The sequence below is a fragment of the Danxiaibacter flavus genome, from assembly GCF_041060425.1.
Taxonomy (GTDB): Bacteria; Bacteroidota; Bacteroidia; order Chitinophagales; family Chitinophagaceae; genus Danxiaibacter; species Danxiaibacter flavus.
Genome location: NZ_JAULBC010000011.1, coordinates 178298 through 199242, shown reverse-complemented (window position 1 = coordinate 199242; position 20945 = coordinate 178298). Strand labels below are relative to the sequence as shown.

Annotated in this window: 11 protein-coding genes; 6 read left to right on the top strand and 5 right to left on the bottom strand. The window is 37.7% G+C overall.

What is annotated here, in order from left to right; translation table 11 throughout:
- Positions 1-31: 31 nt before the first annotated feature.
- On the bottom strand, positions 32-2545 hold the full coding sequence (locus tag QTN47_RS26000) for a penicillin acylase family protein (protein ID WP_369332380.1): 2514 nt from the start codon (positions 2543-2545) through the stop codon (positions 32-34).
- A gap of 648 nt (positions 2546-3193) precedes the next feature.
- On the opposite strand from QTN47_RS26000, the gene QTN47_RS25995 reads away from it, so the two are divergent.
- Positions 3194-5005: an ABC transporter ATP-binding protein gene (locus tag QTN47_RS25995; RefSeq protein WP_369332379.1), complete on the top strand. Its 1812-nt coding sequence runs from the start codon at positions 3194-3196 to the stop codon at positions 5003-5005.
- A 122-nt stretch (positions 5006-5127) separates the two neighbouring features.
- Here QTN47_RS25995 and QTN47_RS25990 read toward each other — a convergent pair whose 3' ends face one another.
- The 4 genes from QTN47_RS25990 to QTN47_RS25975 all read right to left on the bottom strand — a co-directional run bounded on the left by QTN47_RS25990 (position 5128) and on the right by QTN47_RS25975 (position 11982).
- Positions 5128-6237, bottom strand: coding sequence for a pyridoxal phosphate-dependent aminotransferase (locus tag QTN47_RS25990; protein ID WP_369332378.1), 1110 nt, complete (start codon positions 6235-6237; stop codon positions 5128-5130).
- 301 nt (positions 6238-6538) lie between these two features.
- The gene (locus QTN47_RS25985) at positions 6539-9235 is read right to left on the bottom strand and encodes a glycoside hydrolase family 38 N-terminal domain-containing protein (RefSeq protein ID WP_369332377.1); all 2697 of its coding nucleotides are present in this window, start codon (positions 9233-9235) and stop codon (positions 6539-6541) included.
- Between the two features lie 421 nt (positions 9236-9656).
- Positions 9657-10817, bottom strand: a complete 1161-nt coding sequence (locus QTN47_RS25980; protein ID WP_369332376.1) for an AraC family transcriptional regulator — start codon at positions 10815-10817, stop codon at positions 9657-9659.
- 196 nt (positions 10818-11013) lie between these two features.
- Positions 11014-11982: a phytanoyl-CoA dioxygenase family protein gene (locus QTN47_RS25975; protein WP_369332375.1), complete on the bottom strand. Its 969-nt coding sequence runs from the start codon at positions 11980-11982 to the stop codon at positions 11014-11016.
- 663 nt (positions 11983-12645) lie between these two features.
- Here QTN47_RS25975 and QTN47_RS25970 point away from each other — a divergent pair.
- The 5 genes from QTN47_RS25970 to QTN47_RS25950 all read left to right on the top strand — a co-directional run bounded on the left by QTN47_RS25970 (position 12646) and on the right by QTN47_RS25950 (position 20781).
- Complete coding sequence (locus tag QTN47_RS25970; RefSeq protein WP_369332374.1) at positions 12646-14502, top strand: O-antigen ligase family protein; 1857 nt, start codon at positions 12646-12648, stop codon at positions 14500-14502.
- Between the two features lie 661 nt (positions 14503-15163).
- Positions 15164-16225: a BF3164 family lipoprotein gene (locus tag QTN47_RS25965; protein WP_369332373.1), complete on the top strand. Its 1062-nt coding sequence runs from the start codon at positions 15164-15166 to the stop codon at positions 16223-16225.
- A gap of 163 nt (positions 16226-16388) precedes the next feature.
- Entirely contained in the window at positions 16389-16943 is a 555-nt protein-coding gene (locus QTN47_RS25960; protein ID WP_369332372.1) for a hypothetical protein, read from the top strand.
- A 234-nt stretch (positions 16944-17177) separates the two neighbouring features.
- Positions 17178-18071 (top strand): GLPGLI family protein, encoded by an 894-nt coding sequence (locus tag QTN47_RS25955; protein WP_369332371.1) that lies wholly within the window; start codon positions 17178-17180, stop codon positions 18069-18071.
- Complete coding sequence (locus tag QTN47_RS25950) at positions 18055-20781, top strand: hypothetical protein (RefSeq protein WP_369332370.1); 2727 nt, start codon at positions 18055-18057, stop codon at positions 20779-20781. Before QTN47_RS25955 ends, QTN47_RS25950 begins: the two co-directional genes overlap by 17 nt.
- The last annotated feature ends 164 nt before the right edge of the window (positions 20782-20945 follow it).

Sequence of the window (20945 nt, the reverse complement as noted above, 5' to 3'; positions counted from 1 at the left end):
ATTGCTCAGTTTTAAACATCTGCGTCGTTCGTCAATTATCAAAATTCATTTTCCATTTTACGTGCTCATCATTTTGATCATTTTTCTGCATCAACCATAATTTGTAATATTTGCCAGCTATCCAGGTATCAATGAAATCGTCATAGAATTTACTGCCCGGGTTACCACTTTGCCCTCCCGGATATATTCCATATGCTTCAGTTTTTTTGGTAAGACTCACGATCATTTTCCAGCTTTGTCCAAAATTGGCCTGGCTAACGTTAATGCTGTTGCTATTCCCACCAACAGGAACAAATTTTCTTCCGAAGGATGGTAGCCCCATAAGATGCACTATCTGCGTGTTTTTAAATCTTCCCCATTCTATTTTTTTAGACTCGTTTAATTTCTTTATATCCGCAGCAGCTTTTTGAAAAGCAACGGTAACTTCTTCCGAAAGCGTTTCTTTTTTGTCTGTTGTAATATTATCAATGAATTTGTATGACGTATCTTTCAATACACCCTCAAGTAGAGAAATATCTTGCGGATGCATTATGCCTTTTGGCGCCCCCGCGTATTCATCGTCATAAATTGTAGTATAAAAATTATTCCAGAACACCTCAAAGACAGTTGCACCTTGTGACCTCACATCGTCCCGCAAATCCCAGTCCTCTAATGTCTTCAGGCATTTCTTTTCATCTTCATTCAATTTTCTACGCTGTATATTTTTTAAAAACAGTGGTCTTGCCATTGCAGCAAACAGATTGTAGGTGTCGGACTGCATATTCATCATATCCTCTGGTGTTATGTTATGTAGGGCCGCCAACTTCTGATTGATAATTTTTCCACGGCATAATGCAAAGTCTCTTCCCAAATAATAGGGATAAGAGATTTCATTCACCGGCTTTTGATTTGCGCTGCTAACATATCCTCTTTCCGGGTTGTATTGAAAAGGTGTTTCATCCTGTGGAATCATGTCTTCCCATTGATAGCTATTATCAAACCCCGGCATTATAAAATCACCCTGATATTTCCATTTAGCAGGCCATGCCCCCTGCGCATAAATCGCGATATCTCCATTTTTGCAAGCAAACACGCAGTTCTGACCCGGAGTGTGAAGATTAGCAATAGCCAGATTATAATCGCTATAATTTGCTGCATGATTCAGTCCGTTAAATGCTTTAAGTTCGTTACTGGGGTCATGCGCTGTCCAACGGACAGCATAACATTTTCCGCTGGTGCTTTTTCCTCCACCGAACGTTTCATCATACATTATCGGGCACCACGCATTTCCAAGTTGTACATAAGAAACAGAATCAATAATGTCATGCCGGCCTCTTATCTTTATTGTTTCCAGTCGTAACCTTGTTTTTTTCCAACTGTCATTAAACCAATATTCACTGTGGTTTTTATCTTTGCACCGTATCTCATAATAGTCTCTTACATCTCTTTCTCCATTTGTAAATCCAAAAGCACAGCTATCGTTAAAACCAATTATAATTCCAGGCAAACCAGGAAAGCTAACGCCATAAACATTCATTACCGGTGTAGTTATTTGCATCTCAAACCAGATTGATGGAAGACTTAATTGCAAATGCGGATCATTACAAAGAATAGGCGCGCCCGAACGAGTTCTTTTCCCGCTCACCGCCCAGTTATTGCTACCATTGTCTTTTGCTGGTTTTTGCAGCTCTTTTATTTCAACAGGGTCTTTCGAAGCCAGGTAAACAGACGCGTAATCTTTTGGTATAACCGGAAATACCTTTTGCGCTTTAAACTTTGTACCCGCTGGAATTACCGGATCCAAAGAGTCTTGCACAACAGGAAATAATCTATCTAAATCATCTTCCTGAAAAAAGTTCTTGGCTATAGTCATCTCAAAATCATTATCAGCGCCGGCAAGATCATAGCACATATATTTAAGAAACAATACGGTTTTAAGATTTGTCCATTTTTCCGGTTTATACCCGAGGATTTTATATTCAAGTGGAAAGTCTTTTTCTTTTAAAGTAGTTATATACGCATTTACCCCGGCAGTATATGCGTCAAGCTGAGCTTTGGAAGCTGGGTCACTATTCATTAAAGCCAACGAATTCTCGGCTGCATAAACCATTCCGAGCCTACGGAACTCTCTGTCATGCGCCAATGCTTTTTTACCTAATATCTCGCTTGCTCTTCCTGAAGCTATGTAAGTAATAAACTCCATTTGCCACAGCCGGAACATGGCGTGCAAATAGCCTTGCACCATATATGCATCATCTTCACGTTCAGAAAAAATATGAGGAACGAGCCGATCATCCAGATACACCTTTACCTTATTGGCAAGGCCATAAAGTTTTACATCTGTATTAAAACTGTAGTTTTCCGGTTCAGCATTTTGCCAAAAGCCGTATGAAGGACTAATAAGTTTACCAATTGAAGGAATGTAGTGCCCTCTGATTTCCCGATTACTATTTAAAATGAAAATACCAAGAACTGTAAAGAAAGTGGCCAGGACAAAACGCAGCCAATTTATCTTTTGTGATAAATAAAAGGCGATAGTTTTGTTTTTATTTTCGTCGTGCGACATTGATAATCGTTGTCTCTGAAACATACTAACTGAACCTTGCCAATTATTACTTTAGACAAAAGCTTTTCACGGGAAGCTTAAATCTATCGGCTTTATTCAAAGCTTGTTGCCTCTGCGGTTTAAAAGCTGCAGCGGAATTTAAGTGATTTCAAAAATGGCATTACATAAGAGATTGGGAACAAAGAACAGCAACGGCTGCAAGCAACCGATTACTTCATTTTGAGAATAAAATAACTTCAAATCTATATCCAGGAGGCTTTAAGAAAGATAGTAAGAAACATTATGAATTCAAAACAAACTGATGTGATTTTGCACAAAAATCCGGGTTAATCCGGCTTTTATTGCCATTGTAAAAACAATCATCAAACACAGATAATGTTGGTCTTTGTTCAGGTTCACCAGAAGCACATCGTTAGTTAGTATAATCCGTGATGTCTTCATTGAGAAAAACAGACTCAAATTGATGTTTTACAAGCAAAACTCCTGCATCCGGGAAGCCGTCTTTTCTATTGGCTTGTGAAGGATACAATGTTTATTTCCGGCCGTAGTTTTTAATATTAACCGCAAAATTGTATTTTTCGCTAAATCCTTTCTAAGATTGACCGAAATCAGGGTTATAAATGAGCGAATTATTAAAAAGGATATTTGATGAAACCGTTCCTTTTTTACCTCAAGCCTTATAAAGTTTACATTCTGACATCTCTGTTGTTGGGTGCCATATATCAGATTTTAGTTTTGCTCGACCCACATTTTATTGGGATCATTATAGACAAGTTTGCAGTACATCCGCATAGCTATGGTCATTACGATGACAAAAAAGAATTTGTAGCGCAAGGGTTAAGATCCAGGGAATATTTTATCAAAGGAATTTTATTGTATTTGGGCATTATAGCAGGAATAACTGTTGTTTCGCGAATCTCCAAAGCCTTTCAGGAATACATGATCAGTATTGTGGTACAAAAGGCAGGAGCTTCATTATTCGCCGATGGAATAAAAAATATTCTCAACCTTCCATACCAGGAATTTGAATATATAAGAAGTGGCGAAATTATCTCCCTCTTACAAAATGCAAAGGATAATTTTGAGACACTGCTTGGCGCTTGCCTGAATACATTGTATGGTACAATTATCTCCTTGTGCTTTGTCACTTTTTACTCCATTAATATTCACTGGTCCATTCTGCCTGTATTTTTTGGCGGTGTAGCCACTATAAGCTTCATTTCAAAAAAAGTGACAAGAGTAACAAGAAAACTATCTCAGCGAACGCTGGATCAACTCACCTCTTTAGCAGGCTCAACAACAGAGTCTTTAAGAAATATAGAATTCATAAAAAGCACAGGAATAAGCCAACAACAGGTAAAACAATTTCATGAAAATACAGATGCCATTCTAAAACTGAAAATACAAAAGATTAAACAGGTTAGAATGCTCAACTTTCTACAGGGAGCATCCATTAATCTGTTTCAGCAATCGCTTATGTTTATGTTGCTTGTTTTAATTTATGAAGGCGAATTAACTGTTGGTAAATTATTAACCATCTCACTATATTCAATTTATATTTTTGCCCCACTATATGATGTAGGAAAAATAGGCGTGTTTTACAGAGATGCTCAGACATCGAAAAGCAAACTGAGCCAAATGCTTGAACCCAAAAGCAAACCTGGCACCAACGATCTTTTACCTATGTCCGCCATCGAAGAATTAAGATTTTCCAGCGTATTTTTCAGACACGAAGGCGATTTATCTGACGCCTTAAGCGAAGTGAGTTTTGAAGTTAAAACCGGTGAAACTATTGCATTTGTAGGCCCTTCCGGATCAGGAAAAAGCACTTTAGCAAAGCTTTTAACAGGATTATACCGGCCAAGCAGCGGAAGTATTTTCTATAACAATGTTGATAGTAGAAACATAAACCTTGATTCAGTACAAAAACTTATCGGAGTTGTAAACCAACAATCGCAACTTTTCTCAGGCACGATCAAGGAAAATTTATTGCTGTTCTGCCCTACGGCAACTGATCAAATGATTCTGGATGTATTACATCTTGCAGCTTGCGACGAACTTTTGAAAAGAAGCGATAAAGGTATCGAAACTGTATTGGGAGAAGCAGGCGTCCGGATATCCGGGGGAGAGCGACAACGGATCTGTATTGCCCGGGCCCTGATTCGCGATCCGGATCTACTTCTGTTCGACGAAGCTACATCTTCGCTGGACTACTTAACAGAGGCAGAAATAAATTCAACTTTAAAATCTCTTTCAAAAGAACGCAGTATCATAACGATTATTATTGCTCACCGTCTTTCTACCATTACGCATGCAGACAGAGTTTATGTGCTCGAAAATGGCGCTATAGTTGAGAAAGGTGATCATTCCACATTAGTTAATCAAAAAGGGCTTTATTATGCTATGTGGCGCCAACAGGTTGGAGAATCAAAGGCAATGCATAATGGCTCAGGTATTTAAGTACAGTCAAGGGTCCGAATGCACGACCAATATCGGGGAGATTGCGACTGAAGACTCTAATGATCCAAAACCGGTTTTTATATTTGAAGATTGCAAATGGCAATAAAAAAGATCATACTTTATTAACGCAGCCTTGATTCCTCAATTGCGCTTAAAATATTCTGCAGTCCTTTTTGAAGCTTTTCAGTTTTGTCCCAGCTATAGCCAATTCGCATATATCGCGGGTCTTCCTCGAACCAATGTCCTTTGCCGATATAAGTTGAATATTTTTGCAGCAGAATATCATGAAATTTATTAGTGTCGATTGTTATTTCGCTTTTGATCCTTGGAAAGCAAACGCAACCACCGTCAGGTTGTACCCATTCCAACACATCCTGGTTGTTCATAAATGCTTTCAGAACGTTGAAGTTTTTTGATATGGTAGCCATTACAGGCGCAAACAATTCTTCTTTTCTTTGAAGATATTGAAAAGCTACTTCTTCGTCCAGTACTGAGTTTGTAATACATATTTGTTCTTTCGCAGCTAAAAATGTTTCCATCAATTGTTTGTTCTTCGATAATATCCAGCCAATACGTATGCCTGGAAGTCCATATGATTTTGACATAGATGAAATACTGATAACCCTGTCTGACAAAGTAGCCGCCACAGGCAATTTTTCTACAAAAGACATCTCCCTGTAGGTTTCATCAAGCAGCAAATAAGTATTTTTCTTTTCGATCAGTTGTACAATCCTCCTAAGTTTATTTTCGCTGATTGAAACACCTGTGGGATTGTGTGGATATGTCAGACTTACCAGCTTTGTATCGGTGGTGATCAGTTTTTCCAATGCATCTGGATCAAGATCGTAATTGTCTTCAAACTTTAAATGAATGTAAGAGATATTCGCGCCTATGGCCCGCGGCGTTTCTATATTGGTTGCATAATTTGATTTGGCGACAACCATATGATCATTTTTGTTCAGAAAAGAAGTTGCAATGATAAATAAGGCTGTAGCCGCCCCGGAGGTTATCAGTACATCATCAGCGGCAAGATTCAGATCACCGGCGATCAATTCGCGCAGTTCTCTTTTGCCTTTGTGATCACCATAAAAAAGCGTCAGGTCATCCAAATGAATACCAAGGTGGCTTAACTTCTGATCAGTAAAAGAACTTTCGGACAAATTGCAGTCGATATGTTCATATCCGAAACCTTCCGGCGCTTCTATTTCAATCGGCATTCTTTTGTAAATCATATCTTGTAAGTTTATTTAAGATAAATAAATCTGAATCTAACTTCTATTAACATGCTTCCACCGGCGCGTGTTCAGCTTCGCCGGCCTCTTGTGTCTATTCAGTTTACCCCCGATTGCATTGGAGTAGGTGACGTATAAAGTTGTTTAAAGTTATCATCTTTTATTGCTTTAAACTTTGGCTTTGATGATGCACTGGCGTGGATTAAGTCCCGGTGACCAGCAAACTTCCTTTCGGGGCATACACGAAAACGCCTGTAATCAAAATGATCACAGGCGTTTTCGTTTGAAAAGTATTTTGTTTTTATTCAAGAATAAAACTTGCCGGCCCGAAGCCTTTCATCTTACAGCTAAATTTTCCGTTTATGATAGATATTTCCTGGCCGGTTGTTTCATTGCGAAGATTTACAGGTCTTGCCTTGGTGAATTTATTGTGCACTGGAAGCATAATTGATACATCTCCTGATTCACCCGCTATTTCCCATAAGCGGAGCAATGTTCCTTTATTGCCGTCAGGATTTTCGCCGTATGCGGTTACTTCAATCCCCTTTCTGGAAAGCTCGATTCCGCGCTGTGTTGCAGGCAACTTGTTGTTGCTTTTTTCAGACGTTATTGCCAGAAGTGGATTACGCGCTTCGAGTACAGGTACGGACATCACTTCATCTGTCGGCGTGTTTTTATCGAATGTCCAGATACGCACACGGGAGCTCCAGCTTCCGGGATACCAATAGCGGTAATTCGTATTCCATTGATTGTTGTACAAATTGATATACACTACAGGTTTTTGAGGAACAAAATCAAGCGAAAACTTCCAGCACCCCATTGTATCAAGGCTGATGAGGGGATGATCGAGCGGTGCTACGGCTATACCGCGGCCGGTTGCATCGGACATTGTAACACCTTGTCCAACCGAATACAGGTTCTTATTAGCTCCTTTCATGATATCCGTAGCAGGATTCATTATTCCCAAAGGCCGGTACACTTTAAAAGCCGGGTTCTTAATATTGAATGGCAGAGCCAGCCAATCGGCTTCTGGCCAGTTGTCCTTTGCTTTGTCAAGAATGGTTATCTCCAGATCGATGAAAGGCTGGTCCTGGTACAGGGTTGCGGTCAGGCGCGAAGCAGGTAAGTGGTTCGCTTCATCACCAGGCATTTCAAGGATTGCAGTTTGTGCCAGGTTATTGGATCTAATACTTAATTTCCCCGACCCGGGAGATGCTTTACGATAGGGAACTATCTTTTCAGAGATCATTCCTGGTTTGTTAATACCCGGGTGCAGCCATTCACCGCTTGCGCCAAAAAGTTTCCATGCGCGATGCTGCTGGTATGCTTCCGTATAAGATGCTGCCTGTTCGTAGGTAAATCGTTCGTTTAAATATTGCCCTGTCTGATTACCTGAAATATTAGCTGCCCAATCATAGCCTGTACGCTTATCAATCAAGGACATAATTACACCCTTGCTGGCATCAAACTTTATTTTGTAAAACTGATTTTCAATGAAATCAATTGCCGGAGATTGCCATTCTGATTTGCCGGGAACTGGCACTGTAGTATAACCACCAGCAGGGATGTTCTTCACAAAAACGGGCTTTCCATTCACATCAATCGTGGCGCTTCGTTTCCAGGGTAGCGGGTTGTACACGATCAAATTGCCGGAATCACATTTAACGGATTTTGCAAGCCATTGCAGGTTTTCATTTTTCAGGCGATTTGAAATCGTCCATGCACGACGGATGTAATCCGTCTTATCTTCCCATGATGCTTCCAGATCCGCATATTTCGACGGCGGCAACTTTTTAAATGCATCACCATACACTTCAATAGATGCTGATCCGCCCCAGGTATGCTCTGCATACAATGCCATCGACTCATATGCCCTTGCCATTGAATCTGCGATGGAAGAAACCGGCAAGCCCCATTCTTTCAATTGAGTATTTAACAGTTCGTCAGCTGCCAATAACGGCGCAGATTCGCGTGACATTTTTGAACCGCCGGGATCGCTCATAAATCCATGAACCCAGGTATCAGGCATCTCTTGTTTAACAACTGGCAGCGTCGGGTTTTCGGCTAATATGATGTTGGCAAAATCATCCATTGTTCCTACCCGTATTTTTGCCCAGGGCATTTTTTTCTGCGCTTCTTCAAACAACGCTTTTACCTCTTCAGCCTTGGGAGGGCCGTTGTTATCAAGGGTTACAAAAATGGCCGGCCAGGCTTTATAGGGCCAGTCTGCCGGGGGCAGCAACCCATGGCCTGTAAAATGGTCGCTGCCTCCCCATGAATCGGGCCAGCCGAGGCCGGTTGCAGTACCGTAAGTACTTGAATAAAAAGTGAGTACTCTTGCGCCGTCCGGCCCTTCCCACCAGAAGAGGCCTGGTGTCTGCACAGAGCCGCTCGGCCAGTTGCATCCTATATGTAAGAACTTAACGCCTGCGTTGCCAAGTATTGTCGCCAGCTCTCCTGAATGAGAAGGCATATCAGTAACTTTTGCGGAACGTGGAAGTGGCAGGTGATACCCTTTTGAAAGTCTTGAAGCAAATCCGAGTCCACGTGTCAGCACTTCAGGTTCACACACATCTGTTTCAATCGTAAAGGGTAATGCGTGGGTTATAAATTTCCCGCTACCGAAAGCTTCATCTAGTTTTTTTCGTCGCTCAGCAGTTTGTCCTGGCCAGGGTTCCATCACTTTTGACATGACCCAACCCGGGCAAGTCCACTTAAACTGTTGGTCCGCGGGTACATTCTGTGATGCGTACATAACACTGAGCGCACGATCAATCATATCCGTGCGGTAATATTGTACTATATCGCTTACCCGGTGTGTATAACCGATGTCGAAATGCGTTTTAAACACTACAATGATCTCTTTTACTTGGGTGTTAGGCTTGTCATCCGGCTGCGGAGCTTGTCCCCAGGTACAACTGAAGGCTGCCATCAGCATCGAGAATACACCGGCCTTGCATTTATGCATGGTGATATGCATACATTTTGGTCTCTTCATAAAAGTATCATTAAATTAATTTCCGAAATTTCACTTTTTTACACCTTCTATTTGGTTGCTGAATTCGTATAACCAATATCAACATGCATCTTAAAAGGCAATCACAATATCTGAGATCTTACTATCTGAGTTACCATTTCCGGCGTCAATTGCACTAATTTGCGCGTTCAATAAAAGTGGAAAAGGGAGCAAAAGCGCGAACATCTTTTAATCATAAGGCATCTTTTTAATGACCGGATAATTTCCGGACACACTTAGAAATGATCCGAAACCATATTTTGGCATTAAAAATAAATAATTATGTTCATACATATGAACATACTTTTATTAAAAACAGAATAACCCTTAGCTGCAAAAGAAAAATAGCGGGAATGCGGCTAATAAAGCAACAAGAAGCAAAACATGGAAAGCAATAGAAACGCTAGTCTCGCCTGAATTGGTTTCGGTATTCCTTTGGATTGATACCCGTAAACTGCTTAAAATACCTGGTTATATTGTCAAAGTTTCTAAAATTTAGTTCACTGGCGATTTGCAAAATACTTAACTCAGAATATTCCAGCAGGTATTTTATTCGCTGAATTCTTGCCTTCTTTATTTCCTCTAATACTGAACTTTTAATAAGCCGCTGAAATCTTTTTTCAAGAATTCGCCTTGATAACGTAGTGACCTTTACAACGTCATCAACAGAAATATCTTCTGACGGCGCAACATTTGTAATATAATGCAAAGCGGTGCGAACCTGCTCGTCTTCAATTGCCATTATATTTGTAGAATTTCTTAAAACAATGGTACCCGGCTTACAAATAATATTGCAATCAGGCCTTTCGCCGTGTTCCATCCACCTGCTTAAAATCATAGCCGCCTGGAAACCATATTGCCATGCATTGTGATCTATGCTCGATAATGTTGGGTTAGTCGTCTCACAGATCAGGGCGTCATTATCTACCCCCATAATGGATAAATCATCAGGCACTTTTAATCCGGCATTTTTCGCAGCCTCCAGCAGAAGTATGTTTAGTTCATCAGTTGCAGAAAAAATCGCAGTCGGGTTCTTGAACACCTTCAACCAGTCAACAAGCTTCGTCGGCAGTTCCTCCCACAATAAATTTTTATTATCGAAATTGAAAGCATTTACACTATGTCCAAACTTACCCACATATTCAACAAACCCCTTTTCTCTTTCTACGGACCATTGAAAACCTTTAAAACCTAAAAAACCAAAACTTTTATAGCCCCTGTTAATAAAATACTCTGCGGACACCTGACCGATAAGATGATTGTCTCCCCATACATTTATTTCGTTTTTATACAAATTTGTATGCGGAAATATGATAAGGGGCACATTCAGTTTAAGCATTTGCTTAAATCCATCAACTTCTCTTGTCAATACACCATCCGGGCGCCATTTAACCAAACGCTTGATTATAGCGGCCTGGTTGTCATTATGCACGTACCTGGGAGAAAAGAAAAAGAAAACGAATTTGTCATGGATCTTGTTGAAATTGGTAATGCCTGTTAATACATCCCTATCGTAAGCCCTGGACACATCCATCAATACAGCTACTTTAAACCTTTTTTTCACCTGGCAATTTGCTTATGAAGAATTACAAAAAAATATTTACTAAGGTAAAACTCTTTTAGAGAGACTTTGCAAAGTTCAATTACAAATACCAACTGAAAAGCCGTTCTTTTTGAGCAGGTCAGAGCCTGGTATATGCGTGCTGATTCCAACCATAAACTTAACCCGTGGCATTACCAATCAACCTCTGGCATTTAAATTATTGCCCGTTGTATAACAATCCCGTGTTAACCTTTGGAACATTAAGCTTTCCAATTTCTTTGTCACCATCAAATAGCAGAGGAAAGAAACGCCCGTTCAGCACTTCATCCTGTTTCATTACCGGAAAGCTATTTAGTGCATCCAGCCTGTGATAATTTTCGGTGTTTCCAAGTGTATTAAAAGCCATTGCATTGAGTACTACAGCCCTTCTTGGTCTTTCTGAATAATTTGCATATGATCCGTGCATCATTAACGGGTGATGGAAACTGGCAAAACCTCTGGGCAATTCGTTGGTAACTTTTTTATCAAAAAGTTCTACCTGTTCTTTGTTTAAAACCTCCCGCACAGCATCCATATCACCGGTAAGACCTGTGATAGGAAGCAACCCCCATTTGTGGCTTTCCGGTACGTAATAGAGACAACCATTTTCTGTAGTCGAATCGTCTAACGCAATCCAACATGTAAGATGGTGCATTGGTTTGGTAAAGGTCCAATAGGAAAAATCCTGGTGCCATGCAACTACACCGCCATGTTTAGCCGGCTTACAAAAAAGCTGATCATGAAACAACCTGAAAGATTGCCCCAGTAACTGATATGCTGCCATGCGAAATGCGGGCGACCAGATAAGGTCATGAAACCCCGGAGCCACTCTCCATCCGCCAATTGCATGGAAAAGTGTTTTACTTACATCTACTGATTCATTACTTTCATAATAATAAAACAAATCACGCTTCTCTCCTCCTATCGATTGAAAGCTCTCCAGCTCGTTGTTTAATATATCAACCTGGTTATCTGTCAATACACGTATACCGGAAATAAATCCCTGTTCTTCAAAAGCTTTAACCTGTTCCTCTGTAAGCATATACTGTTCCCATTCCTCTGCGCATGAAGGTTGTTTAAAAAAATCTGAGATGGGATGGCCATGGGCTGCCAGATCAACTGATGTTGTAGATGATGATGTTTCCATATTTAGCAATTGTTTTAATTAAATCATTGTTTACTTAATGTTATCCCCCATGTCGACCGATGGTTCTGATAAAAATAAGAACATGATTACAGCAAGTTAAACCGGCCCCGACGCGAGTACAATTTCACTTTGCGAAAAAAAAACGTCATTTTGCGAACATCGTTGATTCGAATAATATCAAAACCTATTTAAACGCAGCACATTTTAAACTCAAAAGATAATGCAGGCAGGAAGCAAGCCGGGCAACGAAGCGTCGAGCGGTGTAAAATCCATTGAATAAAGTGAGACCGAAGAGCAATTTTTGTTAAAAGACCGCTATTTTCTAGGATGACAGTATTAAAACAGAACCTGAAATCCGATCGCAACCATGCATTTACGGTCTTTTCTTAATTTCAACTACATAGAAATCATCAAATTTAAAGGGCATAAATATGCACTAAGCGATATTGGCCGTACATACTGATGTGTATATCTTCATGCTTTCACTGCTCTTTTAAAGATATCCGCAAATCGAATTGAGGCATGTTATTCATGCAGTAAATTAATGTGAGCCAGACAAAAGGGATGCAGACAGATTTGCATACGTAAATGGTAAACAAGTGTGGTAATAAAGTTTAATGTCCACTTGTAAATTGAATCACCACTAAATAGCGTAAACCATAAATGAAAAAGACAAGGGAATTACTTGTGTTATTGTTTTTGTTTTCGATAGCTATATACTTTTTGTTCTACCACCAATATGCTTTTAATATTGAGCTTTATAATAATGCTCAATATTTTATAGCATTTGTTGCGTTGACTATTTGGTTTATATTTTTGATTTTATCTGGGATAGAATCCTTTTCTGGGAGGCCTGCGTTTGCGGGTAATCAGATGCGATTAGTTCTTATTACCAGTGTCTTTATCTGTATTATGCTTTTTAGCCAATACTACTCTTTTTCAAATGAATATTTTACATGCCTTGTGATACTTCTGATATTTTTTAGCATGTTCCCTTCCCTAAATATGCAGGCAATTCATCTCGGTATAGTTTTTTTTTCTGGAATGTTCTTTTGGGAATTGTATTTGGTATTTAGACAAATGGATTTTTTTTCATTTAAAATTGGGTTATTTAATGTGGAAGGAAGCTTTCAGAATTCTGGTATACTATGTTGTTACCTTGTATCGCAACTTCCATTTGTTTTCTATACTTTTTTTGAGATTAAGAAGCCTGTTTTTAAAGTCCCAAAGAAAATTTATCCAAAATGGGACGGCAAAATATTGCTGTCAATAAAAAAAACTTTATTTTCTGCATCAGTCTTATTCGTCTCCATGATCATATGGGGCTGTAAATCACGGACAGCTCTAATTGCATTTGTCTTACTTATTTGCGCATACATTTTTTCAAAATATGCAAGGATTCTTAAAGTACGTATTCTGACTTTACCACGAGTTCTTGTTGTATTTTGTTCATTTCTTTTTGCGATTGTGATTTGTTGTGGGGTCTATCATCTTTTCTTTTTAAAAAAGCTATCGACTTACGGACGAATGATGAAGCTGGAAATTGGATTTGATCATTTTTTCGATCATTTTTGGCTGGGGACTGGTATTGGGCGATTTACATGGTATTATCCACAATGGCAGATGTCCTATTTTAAGAACCACACTAATCCACCTACTGAATATTTTTTAAGTGCATCTGACAGCTTCATTCTTTTCAACGATTTTTTGCAACTTTTTGAAACGGTAGGAGCTTTGTTTTTTTTCGTTTTATTGTTATTTGTATACAGTTTTTTTAAAAAAACAACGCCTAAATGCAAAGCATTGTTGAATGCGTCCAAATTAACTGTGGTTGTGATTTTCACGTGTGGCTTTACGTCTTATCTGTTGCAGACAAATATATTATTGTTAATGCTGTTCTTCTGTTTTGGTCTTCCCACTATGCTCATGGAACTGAGCGGTTTAAACAACCAGATACTGAGAACACCCAAAAAACTAAACTTTAATTTACAGAGATTGGTAGTGGTTCTTTCCATGGTCATAGGGCTGGCTGCAATACAAGTTTCCTGGAGGCAATTGCAAGGCGTAAAACATTGGGAAAGGGCAAGGAATTACTCTTCAAGAAAAAATGCACAATTGGAATACCAAAGTCTCTATCCAGTATTGAAATTCAATGGAAAATTTTTATCTGAGTTTGGAATGCTCCTTACTGAAGATAGCGCAAACTATTACCAGGCCACGATAATTCTTAAAGAAGCTCAAAAATACTTTTTGGCAGAATCAAATATTGCGGCTCTTGGCATTTGCTATAAAAAGGTAAAAAATATTGATGCTGCTATTACAACCTATGTTGATCTCGTTAATTACATTCCATCAAAATTTAAAACAAGATTGGAATTGCTAAAACTGTATGTTGAAGCTAATGATACTTTTAATGTCAGGAAAGCTGCCGATATTATTCTGACTATGCCAGTTAAAATACCATCGATAGAAGTTAATTGGATCAAAGAAGAAGTTCACGGTATTAAGCGTTCTTCTTAAGTATTTATTAAAAAAATAAAATATGCATTTAATCAATGTATTGTTCAGCTTTTAGTAAATGTATAATTCAACTCAGTCAGGGCTTTAGCATTTTATCTGATAAATACCTTGCTTTTGGTTAAGCCATTCAGAATTAACAAGTAAGAATAATTGGCCAAAAATATCAAATATTTAATTCAAACGAGAGAGAATAACATTAAAAACTATTTGCATATAATTTAAAAATCAATTATGGTTGCTAAATGGGTTATCGCTTCAGCCTGTTAGCCTTTCAGTAAAAAAATAAAAATGAAGCATTAATTTTAAAATCTTAGTCAATGAAAAAAAGGTTTCAACTTGCCGCACTATTATTAACCATTACTTTGGTTTCTGTGTTTTCGTTAAAGAAAAGTACTGCACAATTAGAATATCGTGGCGGGTGCATATACATGGGATCCTACTCGTATGTTTGTGCTAGTGGTAATGCCTATGTGATTGGTTGTATGCCCTATATGGCCGCGGGCTGTTACACTGTCCCCTTTTAAACAAAGTTGCAATTAATCTTTTTATTGGCGTTTGTTCATTTAAGCAAAGGCTGATTTGAAGTGTTTTCTGCAAAATGATAATTAGCGCTTGCGTTTCAAGTGAGCGCTAACTTTTTAGCATCTTAATAGATCGAAATATGTATTTAAAATCTCCAATTATTGTATTCGGGTTAGTGATTTTTCTTTTAACGGGTTGCTTCGGACAACAAAAAAACAATCACCCAAAACAAAGTTTCCCTGATCAGCAAAATATTACGGAATCGCTATTTATTGATTGCGCAACAAATGCTCCGGATTACCTTGACATGTATAATGATTCGGTTCTAATGCTGGTTAATAGCATGCCTACTGGAAAAAGCAAGTATCATTTCTCTTTATATGATGCGGCTCACGGTAAATTATTATCTCAGAGAATTGAATTTGGCAGAAAATATGGACAAGCCATGGGGTTCCTTTCCTCTGGAGTGTTATCGGATGGTAACATTTGGGCTTATGATATTAATAAAAAGACTGTTGTATTCAATAAATTCAAAAATATCCTGGATACAAGTAGTGTCATTCTTGAAAAAAATCTTACAAGTGGTTTTTATCGTTCTCTAAAATTGCTTGATGACTCCACCGCTATAGGTAGTGGAAATTTCAATTCCGACAATAAAATTGATTTTCTTAATCTTAGTGCTGATGGAAAGCCGGAGTGTGGCATAGTTCCTTATGGGCATGATGCCAATACTCCTGCGTCTAATTACGATAAATCTGCCATGGAGAATTTCTTGTTCATAAAGCCTTCCCATGATCGGTGCGTTTTGGCATACCGATATACTGACAAAATTGAAATAGTTAATTTAAAAACAGGGGAATCTCGTATGGTCTATGGGCCTGATGGGTTTGATCCTCAAATGAACAAAATGACTGGCCCTGATGGTAAAGAAATAGCGATATGTGGTAACAACACTATTGTAGCATTTCTGACAGGTATGACGACGGAAAACTATATTTATCTTTTATTTTCAGGAAGAAAATTCTTCACTGAAAATTTCACTTATGGCAATAGCATTTACGTTTACAGTTGGGATGGAAACCCGGTAAAGAAGATTAACCTCTCAGAAGATATTCAGGCATTTGCTGTGTCAAGTGATGATGCATCAATTTACACTTATGATGCTGTGAAAAAGCAAATACGCATTGGTAAACTAAAATAGATAATTGACGTTACGCATTGTGATCCATTTTTTTTTGTGGATCACAATAATAGCGAGGTATTCACGAGAGAATGGAATCTATATAACTGTTCTCTGAAATATCCAAAAGCATTTGATTTTGTGGATAGAAGTGCGTAAAGTCAGTAAATAATTTACCTTCTGTATGAAAGCAATATTTCATTCATTGTTATTTGTTTTGTTGATGTTAAGTACCAACTGTAATTCAGACAGAACCAATAATATAGCTCAAACTTTGTTTGTGCCATCAGATGTCCAAGTATTTAATGCAAAAACGACAACGACAGGTTCCGAATACTTAAAGAGTGTAAATGTTTTGCCATTCAGGATTTATACTTTAGTGAACGCATATTGTAGCTGTTGTGTTGATGATATTAGAAAATGTAATCAATTAAGCCTGGAGTTAAAAGATTATAAAAGTGTAGCTGTTGTACCCGTGTGCTATTCGCATGATAATTTTGAGTTGCTAAAATTTTTATTTGAATCTGATACATTGAAAAATATTTTCATTCCTTTGATTCTTGATAATACAGATGCGTTCAGGAAAAAAAATGCCCCATTAATTGATAGTAAAGAGAAGTTCACAGTTTTGACAAATGGCGATAATAAAATTTTGGCAATCGGCAACCCTTACGATAATGAAGCCGATAAAAATAAGTTCTTAAACCTTATTAAAGAAGCAACAATATCCAAATTGTAATATAGACCCTATTTAGTTCTGTTTTTGAAATGCGTTTTGCAAAACCTTATCCCCTTACCCCGTCCATACCAACACGGGCAGGCCTCTTCAAAAGAGATGGGTTAAAATACAATCTTGCAAAGCATATTACAAGATTGTCTATTTTTTATCAGTCAACAATATCCATAAAAGAACTTAATAAGCGTCTGTTTAATAAGTATAATCTGGTATAAACCTGATGATATGAAATTTCGATTGAAAAGTGAACATCTAAAGTATTATTTAATTTTTTCCACTGTATTGTTTGTTAATATAGTAGCCGCTCAGGGAGAGTTTTCTCAGTTGAAGGTTGTTTATGAGTTTAAGCATGTTAGAGATTTAAGGCAAAAAAACAGTCCATATATCTCAGACATGGTCTTGTCCATCGGGAAAACGTCCAGCATTTATACTTCACAGTTTTTGTATTCTGTAAATCTGGAAAATAAAAATGATTCGTCTGGAAATGCGCGAAAGGGTGCAGGAGTTTCGGCAGGACGGCATGTAGAAAGAGAAATGGCCATTGGCCCAGCAATTGAAGTTACTAAATATGGCATCGCTGAAATTCAGGAAATATATAAGGATTTTTCAGATCAAAAGATGGAAATTAATGCGAATTTGGGAATTAAACTATTGTATGTAGAATCGCCAGTGCCCAAAATTAACTGGGAGTTTCAAAGTGATAAAAAGAAAATAGGTGAATATAATTGCCAAAAGGCAACTTGCCATTTCGGAGGCAGGAAATATGAAGCCTGGTTTACCCCGGAACTACCTTACAGGGATGGCCCCTGGAAACTAAACGGTTTGCCAGGACTTGTTTTAGAAGCATCGGATTCGACAAATGAGATTGCCTTTAAATTTAAAAACCTTGTACACAATAATTTAAAACAAGAATTTGTCAGGCCTTTCCTACATTCAGATTATGCGAATAAAATAAGCGTAAAGGATTACAATAAACTTACAGCAGCTTTCTTAAGTGATCCTGAAACATTTACACTAACGGGACTACCAGGAGGTGTAAAGATCTTCTTTGTAGATATTGAAGGTGGTACTTCTGTAGAAAATAATACTTATAAAATAAAAAAGTTCAACCCTCTTGAAAAAACTTTATAGAAGTGTCACCTATTTGATAGTAACTCTATTTCGATCTTATTTCAAATTTGCAATTTTTTTATTCTTGTTTTTTAGTATAGCCAAAAGCTATGCTCAGGATTTTATTATTACCGGCCAGGTAAAAGATAGTGCATCAAAATTTTTACCTTCGGCAAGTATTTCTCTGTTAACTGCGGATGAAACTATCGTAAAATTCTCCATCTCAGATGATAAGGGAAAATTTAAGTTTATTATACCCAACAAAGAAATTGCAGATCTAAAATGGATAGGGGTTAGTTATAGCGGATACAAAAGTCAAAGAAGCAAAATAATTAAGGCGATACAATTCTACCAATTTACACTTGAAGTAGATCACAATATGCTTCAGGAGGTTACTGTTAAAACCAAGCCGCCTATCTCCTCGCTTGGAGATACTATAAAGTATGATGTCGCAAGATTTGCTGATAAAACAGATAGAAGTATTGGGGATGTGCTGAAACGGATGCCCGGCATTTCAGTAAATGATGATGATGGGACCATATACTTTAATGGAAAGAAAATTAGTAATTTATATATCGACGGAGATGACCTTATGAGCGGCAAATACAAATTGGCTACGGATGGAATTAATAAGGATATGATACAGAGTGTCGATATTATAAAAAACCATCAACCTATTAATGTTCTGAGTGAAAAGATATTTTCGGATGCCACTGCCTTAAATCTGGTTTTAAAGAATCCCAACAGTGTTAAGGTTTCAGGGAATACAAATATAGGATTGGGCACCTCAAAGCAATATGACATTTCTGTCACTCCAATTATTTTAAATCGACGAATAAAAGCTGTCGATAATGTTTCAGTGAATAATGCAGGTATCAGTTATGACTATAACACAAAACCGATTGGCTCTGCTAATTTCATTTCAAATATCAGTAATGAACTTCCAAAGATGGATCTCTCGTTAGGAATCAAGGCTCCTTCTGAACTACCACAGCAAAGCTATTATTTTAACAACTCCGGAATAATCAATCTAAATAATATTGTAAAAACCATGAAGGACATGCAGTTTAAATTGAATCTCCAGGCTCTTATCGATCAGAATCATGGAAGCTTTTACGGGAATACAAGTAATTATACACCCAAGGATACTATTTTTTATGTTGAAAATCAGACCTTCGAAAAATCTCCAACCAAAATAAATGGAGCATTCAATCTGCTAATCAATAAGAAAAAATATTTCTTTTCAAATACAAGCGGCATAAACTTTACAAACGAAAAGCAATACGGCGGCATGAGATTTAATAACGCTGCCTTCAATCAGCAGGTTGATAAAAACATAGTAAACCTGTCTAATGACATAAACTGGATACCTTCTTTGGGAAGCAAGAATATAGGAGAACTAAGGTGGAATTTAAATTATAATAAAGATAACCAGCACTTGAATATTGATTCTGGATTTTATTCACAAATACCTGCGCAACCAGCCGATTATGATCGGGTAACGCAAAATATGCTCCTTCCTACATTGGCTTCGAATTTCTATATCAACTATAAGATTCCCGGAAAAATAGTAAATCAATTGTTTACTGCTGGATATATCTCAGAGTACCAACGATTAGATACTAAACTAATTTTTGCTAAGAATGACAATCTCATGCCATATGCTGGTGACAGGGGGAATAATCTACGTTGGTATAAAAACAACTTCTACGTTTCAATGAACTACCAGGTTCATTATAAAAAAATCAGATCTTTTATAAATTTGCCGGTTACATACCAAAATATTCACTATTACCAGGATGAATACAATGTAAATTCAAGGAATGAAAAAATTTTCTTTAGTCCGGACATAAATGTAGCATATAATTTAACTAATGAGCAGACGTTAAATAGTGTCTTTCGGATTGCCAATACTTTTGGAGATTTGGTTGGTGTTTATAGAGGTGGAATATTAGAGGATTACAGAAATTTTGTTTCAAATGAAGCTGCATTGCAAGAAGCGCGCAAACAAACCTTAGGAGTCATTTACAATTTTCAGAAAACAGTGAAGATGTTTTTTGCAAATGTTGGGATAGATTATAATATAAAAAAGGCAACCACGTTGTCCAATATCCAAACAACAGGTGATTTACAAACTACTTTAAATTTTCCATATGAAAATGATGTAAAAGAAATTGTTTTAAAAGGTGGCATTAGCAAATATTTATTTAAGCTTAGATCCAATTTTTCATTTCAGGCAAATTATATAAGGGCCAATTCTGTAAGTGCGATCAATGGAGCATTTTTTCCTTATACTAATGACGTTTGTTCTTTTAATGCTTCTTTGGGAAAAAAGTTTTTTGATAAAGTGACAATCACGTACGCTCCTATTTTAGCCTGGAATAATTCAAGGACCGAACAACAGAATAATAGAAATGGGTTTTCTGTAAATGGATTTCATATCGAACAGTTGTACGCTTTATCCTTAACACCGATGGCAAAATTGGATATTAAAATTGCAGCAAGGCAAAGCTACAGTAGTCTAACTGGAAGCTCGCCTGTTAATTATTTCTTTATGGATGCCGGAGGTGTTTATAAGGGAATAAAAAGATTCGATTTCGGCGTAAATGTTTATAATCTTTTCAATGTTAAAGAATTTGTTTTGTTCAATTCAAATTCTTACCAAACAGTTATAAATAGATTCAATTTGAGAGGGCGTGTAGGGATGATCCGACTGAATTACTATTTTTAGGAACCGTTGATTTCCTAGTTCACCAAAGGAGTAGCAATTCAACTTTCCGCAGGTATATGGTGAAGGCTGTTATGTAACATTGTTGTCCGACAAAGAATTAGGACGCGCCTATGGCCACCCCGTAATTCGTATTTTGGTTGTGAGTAACTCACAACCAAAATACG